This is a genomic window from bacterium, from assembly GCA_041648665.1.
Classification (GTDB): Bacteria; UBA10199; UBA10199; order 2-02-FULL-44-16; family JAAZCA01; genus JAFGMW01.
This window is the reverse complement of sequence record JBAZOP010000139.1, coordinates 1-5,372: the sequence shown is the minus strand read 5'-3', so window position 1 is coordinate 5,372 and position 5,372 is coordinate 1. Positions and strand designations below refer to the sequence as shown.

Annotated in this window: 6 protein-coding genes; 3 read left to right on the top strand and 3 right to left on the bottom strand. The window is 56.8% G+C overall.

Annotated elements, in window-relative coordinates; genetic code table 11:
* The 3 genes from WC683_19240 to WC683_19230 form a co-directional block, all read left to right on the top strand.
* On the top strand, positions 1 to 1,368 hold a 1,368-nt coding region (locus tag WC683_19240), incomplete at its 5' end, for a 3'-5' exonuclease (GenBank protein MFA4974743.1).
* Positions 1,369 to 1,607: 239 nt separating this feature from the next.
* The gene (locus WC683_19235) at positions 1,608 to 2,636 is read left to right on the top strand and encodes an SUMF1/EgtB/PvdO family nonheme iron enzyme (GenBank protein ID MFA4974742.1); all 1,029 of its coding nucleotides are present in this window, start codon (positions 1,608 to 1,610) and stop codon (positions 2,634 to 2,636) included.
* A 280-nt stretch (positions 2,637 to 2,916) separates the two neighbouring features.
* Positions 2,917 to 3,222 carry a GIY-YIG nuclease family protein gene (locus tag WC683_19230; protein MFA4974741.1) on the top strand — a complete coding sequence of 102 codons (306 nt, stop codon included), beginning with the start codon at positions 2,917 to 2,919 and terminating at the stop codon, positions 3,220 to 3,222.
* Between the two features lie 172 nt (positions 3,223 to 3,394).
* On the opposite strand, the gene WC683_19225 is transcribed toward WC683_19230, so the two are convergent.
* The 3 genes from WC683_19225 to ribF all read right to left on the bottom strand — a co-directional run.
* Entirely contained in the window at positions 3,395 to 3,859 is a 465-nt protein-coding gene (locus WC683_19225) for a response regulator (GenBank protein ID MFA4974740.1), read from the bottom strand.
* Positions 3,860 to 4,058: 199 nt separating this feature from the next.
* A complete protein-coding gene (locus WC683_19220; GenBank protein ID MFA4974739.1) occupies positions 4,059 to 4,484 on the bottom strand; it encodes a hypothetical protein in 426 nt (141 codons plus the stop codon).
* A 15-nt stretch (positions 4,485 to 4,499) separates the two neighbouring features.
* A partial coding sequence (gene ribF / locus WC683_19215; protein MFA4974738.1) for a riboflavin biosynthesis protein RibF occupies positions 4,500 to 5,372 on the bottom strand: 873 nt, incomplete at its 5' end.

Below are 5,372 nucleotides of genomic sequence, written 5' to 3'. Positions count from 1 at the left end.
CGCAATGCGGGCAGGAAGGCGAAACAGATCTGGACCGGCAGGGAGGGCGGCGCGAAGGTGGCTCTGCTCTCGTGCGAGTCCGAGCGCAAGGAGGCCGCGGCCGTCGCGGAGCGCATCCGCAAGGCGGCTGCTGCAGGGGGCCGCTACGGCGACTTCGCGGTATTCTACCGCACCAATGCCCAGTCGCGCCCCCTTGAGGAAGTCTTCCGCGAGCAGGGGATCCCCCACGTCATCTACGGGGGCATGCGTTTCTACGAGCGCGCCGAGGTGAAGGACGCGCTCGCCTATCTCAGGCTCATAGTGGATCGCGGCGACGACATGGGGTTTCTCAGGATAATAAATTCGCCGCCGCGCGGGCTGGGCAAGACCACGGTGGAGCGCCTCAAGGCCTTCGCCTCCGCGCGCGGGCTCTCTCTCTTCGCGGCGATCGCGCCGTTCGCAGAGGAGGGCGGGGCGCGCGAGGCGCAGTCGAAGAGACTCGCGGAATTCCGCCGGACGATCGAGACGCTCGCCGAGGGTGCGCAGGAGAGGCCGCTGGACGAACTTATGAAGGACGTGCTCGAGAAGAGCGGCTACGTCGAGGCGCTGATAAAGGAGTCCACCATCGAGTCCGAGGCGCGCCTCGAGAACATCAACGAGCTCGTCGCCGCGGTGGGGGAGTTCATCCCATCTCCCGGGACCTCCGCGCTCGTGCAGTTCCTGGACCAGGTCGCGCTGATCTCGGACGCGGACGCGGTGGACGAGGCGAAGGGTGCGGTCACGATGATGACGCTGCACATCGCCAAGGGGCTCGAGTTCAAGAGCGTCTTCATGGTCGGCATGGAGGAAGGGCTCATGCCTCACGCGCGCTCGCTGGACGATCCGGAGGAGCTCGAGGAGGAGCGCAGGCTCTGCTATGTGGGGATGACGCGCGCCAAGGACGAGCTCTGCCTCGCGCACGCATTCCGACGCAGCCACTTCGGCCAGGCGCGCTACAACGTGGCCTCGCGGTTTCTCGACGAGATCCCGAAGGAGCACTCGGTGCGCATCCCGGTCGGTGTCTCTGCTCACCACTATTCTCTCCCCATTGATGGGGGAGCCTGCCTGCCGGACAGGCAGGGGTCGGGGAGAGGGTGGTCTCGTGACAATTGGTCACCCGCCCCCAGCCCCTCCCGTCAAGGGAGGGGAGAGGACTATGACTTTGATCAAAGACCTCCAGATGAGCGCGAGGGGCTGGCCAAGGGCATGCGCGTGAGGCATCCGACCTTTGGATACGGCCTTGTGAAGGCGGTGCAGCCCACGTCGACCGGTCACAAGGTCACGGTAGAATTCCGCGGCGGTGCGACCAAGATCCTGATCGCCGAACTCGCGGGCCTGGTGCCGGCGTAATGCAAAATATGACGTAATTACGTTATGTTAGATGTTTCAAAAAAACGCGCAACCTTTTCGCAGGGAGCGCGATAAAGGGGGAGCGGTTAATTTTGTTGTCATCCCCGCGAAAGCGGGGATCCAGTCTATTGTCATCCCCGAGTGATTCTATCGGGGATCCAGACTGGATTCCCGCTTGAACCATGCGGGAATGACAAGGGAAGAACATGCGGGAATGACGTAACAATGAAAGGACAATTATGAATACGACAGCGATCAATCCAATGCAGTTTATTCATACGGCGGGCGTGACGGGTTTTGTCAGCGGCGTACGAACGGGCATGGTGCCCGGCGCTCAAACACTCACAGGTTTCAGGGCTGTAGGTCAGGCCATAGATACCTACTCTGAAGTTCGCCCGATTGCTTCGCTAGTTGACCTCAGGACCCTGATCAGTGGCCTGCCGGAGAGGGAGATAGAGGCCAAGGTGCGGGAGGATGTCCTGGGTCTTCTCACGACCCACCAGGCCGATGTGGACAGGGCTGTTCGCCTTGCAGTGAAGGCCCAGGAGATTGGTATCGCGAAGGCGGCTGGACTTGAAGCGCCGTTCGATTTGGATGCCCAGTGGCGCTGGATCCCGGCGGGCGAGTTTCAGATGGGCTCAGCACGCGATGACCAATACAGGTATAAGGGCGAGAAATTTCTGGAAACCGTCGTAGCAGGCGGTTTCCATATGCTGAATCGTCCTGTGACGAATGCCGAGTTCAGGTTGTTTCTCGAAGCGCTTGGAAGAAAAGACGTTCGCGATCTGGAGCGAAGATTCGCAGGCGATCGTCAGCCGGCTGTTGCAGTCACCCATGAAGAGGCCACGGCATATTCGCGGTGGATTGGTGAAAAGACTGTAGCTAGCATGGGGATTTCCTTAATCGGCAAGCTTCCGTTTGAGGCGGAGTGGGAGAAGGCTGCAAAGGGTCCGGGTGGAAATGAATTCGTAACTCCCGCTACAAGAGAGCAGGCACACTACTTCAATGCGAAAGCGACACGTGACGTAGATCATCCCAACTCATATGCCAACGGGTATGGGCTCAGGGACATGATAGGCAATATCTGGGAGTGGACTTCAAGTCCATATGGGAAGGGTTTAGAGAATTTCATCCTGCGCGGCGGTTCCTGGTTCGACATTAAACCTAGGAATTTGCGTGCGGCCAGTCGCCTCTGCAGCCGTCCGGGCGCACGCGAGACTTATATTGGCTTTCGTCCCGTCTTGGTGCCCCAGGACTCCAAAGGCTAAGGTAGACTTTTAATTTCTTGTCTTTTACACTCGCCGCGCACTTTATGTGCGCGGCGGTTTTTTTATAGTGCGTCATTCCTGCGAAAGCAGGAATCCCTTTGCTAAATTGTGTCATTCCCGAGGAAGCGGGAATCCCTTGAAAAGGACTGGATCCCCGATTAAGGCACTCGGGGATGACGTCGTGTTGAGGAACTCGGGGATGAGAGGCCGACATTTTGTCATTCCTGCGAAAGCAGGAATCCCTTGAAAAGGACTGGATCCCCGATTAAGGCACTCGGGGATGACAATCTGGGCAAATATGAAAAACTTTTATGTCTACATTTTGGCAAGCAAGAAAAACGGCACGCTCTACATCGGTATTACGTCAAACTTGCTCAAGAGAGTCTGGGAGCACAAAAGTAAAGCCGTGAAGGGCTTTACTGAGAAATACAACGTAACTCATCTGGTTTACTATGAATGTTTTGAAGATCCCGAGAATGCCATACTCCGCGAAAAGAGACTGAAGAAGTGGATGCGAAAATGGAAACTGGAGCTGATTGAGAAAATGAATCCGGAATGGAACGATCTTTACGGAGAACTATTGTGACTGTGAATGTCATCCCCGAACGAAACGACCCGTCATCCCCGAGTGATCTTATCGGGGATCCAGACTGGATTCCCGCTTACGCGGGAATGACAGGCGGATACAATGAGTGCTATAGAAAAACGGGACGCTTCTCTTTTCAGAAGGAGAATCGTCCCGTTTTGCGCTTACAGTCTTACAACTTCCACTCGATCACTTGCGGATAATCCTCGTTTTCAGACCACGAGTCCTCGGAGAGATCGTCGAAGGAATTCTCACCCTTGAGGAGATGCCTGATCAGCTTGTTGAGTTCTCCGATATCATTGTACGGTTTGAAGAGGAGATGGAATGAATAGCTCTTCAGGTCGAAGTGTTTGAGGTTCGCGTTGTAGGCGGTCGTGAGAACTACCGAACATCCTGGATTGAAATCGCAAGCGAGTTTGGCGAGTTCGTAACCGTTGATCCCGTGCATGTTGATGTCGCTGATGAGAAGCCTGCAGTCGATCCTTGCCAGCACCTCTTTGGCCTCGTATGGGTTGTCGATCAAAAGGTAGTCGCTGATCCCCATCGCCTCGAGGAAACGCTTCCAGAAGGACAGGAACGTGGAGTCATCCTCGACTACTATGACCTCCACGGTCGATTTTTTTGCCGAGTGGGCCATTTATACGTCCTCCAAAGCATAATGGTTACAATATCTGTGCCATCGGTCGGGTATAGGTGTCGTTTATTGCGGCAACGCAACTAGCTGATTGTATTAGTGAATATTTTTTTAAAGCCTGGAGATAAGGAAGGAGGAGGGTAAATAATGCCGCGAACAGCGGTGGTAAAATAACGTACAGAAAAAGAACGTTGGAAACCAACTACTTAGATGAGAATCTCCCTGTCAAAAGTTCGACACTTATTTTACGAGTAAGATCGGCTATTTTGCGGGCCGAAGGGCTTGGGGTCATGGAGAGGGCTATCTGCTCGGCGCAATATCCTTTGAAGCCCCTCCCTTTCCTGATTATCACGTCGACCATCCCCTTTGCCCTGGCGCTTGGGTGAAGCGATTTCAGGTGTCTTGTCACGCGCTTTCTATGGCTGCCCAGGATAAGAAGCCCCGCCACGTCCATGAGCTGCATGCAGCGGAGCACGTTGCCCAAGTGCCTCGCTTCCACGTGGAAGGGCAGCAGCACCGCGCCCTGTTTTTTCAACCTTATCATCCGCTCTATGCCGTTCGGCGCCGTGGGTCCGTCGTCGCAGAGCGCTCCGAAGATGACAGGGGTGTCGAAGTCGGTCTTTGCCATGCAGGGTCCTCCGTCCTATCGGGCCGTGCGCCCGTGGTATTTGCGCGCAACGTCGATGTCCTGATGAATCCGGTTGCGCAGATCTTCCACTGAGATGAATTTTTCCTGGTCGCGGATTCGCTCCAGGAACTCGACCGACAGCGTCTTGCCGAGGAGGTCGGCATCCGCGTCTATCAGGTGCGTTTCGAATGAGCGGGGGAGGTCCGCAAAGGTCGGATTCTGACCGATGCTGGTGACGGATTCATACAGGTCGGGGGTCGTCTTTCCATAGCCTTCGTGGTGCACGAGCGTCCTGGTGATGTAGACGCCGTCTTTGGGGCTGATCTCGCTCGCGAGGGAGAGGTTCGCGGTCCTCGCCGCGAGGGCGGAGCCGAAGCCGCGGCCCGGCACCACGTTTCCCAACGCTTCGTACGGTCTGCCGAGGAGCGAGCGCGCCCTTTTCACCTCGCCAGCGGATATCATCGAGCGTATGACCGTGGAGCTGATGAGCGTCTCGTCGGCGAAGACCGCGGGCACGACTATCGACGACATCCCGCATTTTTTCCCCATCTCCTCGAAGGTCTCTATGGTCCCCTGTCTGTGCATGCCGAACGTGAAATCGTAGCCGATCACGACGCACGACGCGCGAAGCCTGTTTTGGAGTATGTCGTCGAAGAACTTTCCCGGGCCCTGGCTTGCGAAATCGCGGGTGAACTGCTCCACCACGAGGGCGTCGATGCCGAGCTTTGCGAGCTGCGCCTGCTTCTGCTCCCGGGTCGTTAGGAGCTTCGGGCACTGGTCGGGGGAGAGCACCTTCACGGGGTGGGGTTCGAACGTGTAGACTACGGATGCGCATCTGCGCCTCTTGGCCTCCATCCTGGCGCGGCGCATGAGCTCCTGGTGCCCCAG

Coding starts and splice junctions, on each gene's coding strand:
- WC683_19230 (MFA4974741.1), top strand. CDS start 2,917: ATGACAATCTGGGCAAATATGAAAAACTTTTATGTCTACATTTTGGCA.
- WC683_19235 (MFA4974742.1), top strand. CDS start 1,608: ATGAATACGACAGCGATCAATCCAATGCAGTTTATTCATACGGCGGGC.
- WC683_19225 (MFA4974740.1), bottom strand. CDS start 3,859: ATGGCCCACTCGGCAAAAAAATCGACCGTGGAGGTCATAGTAGTCGAG.
- WC683_19220 (MFA4974739.1), bottom strand. CDS start 4,484: ATGGCAAAGACCGACTTCGACACCCCTGTCATCTTCGGAGCGCTCTGC.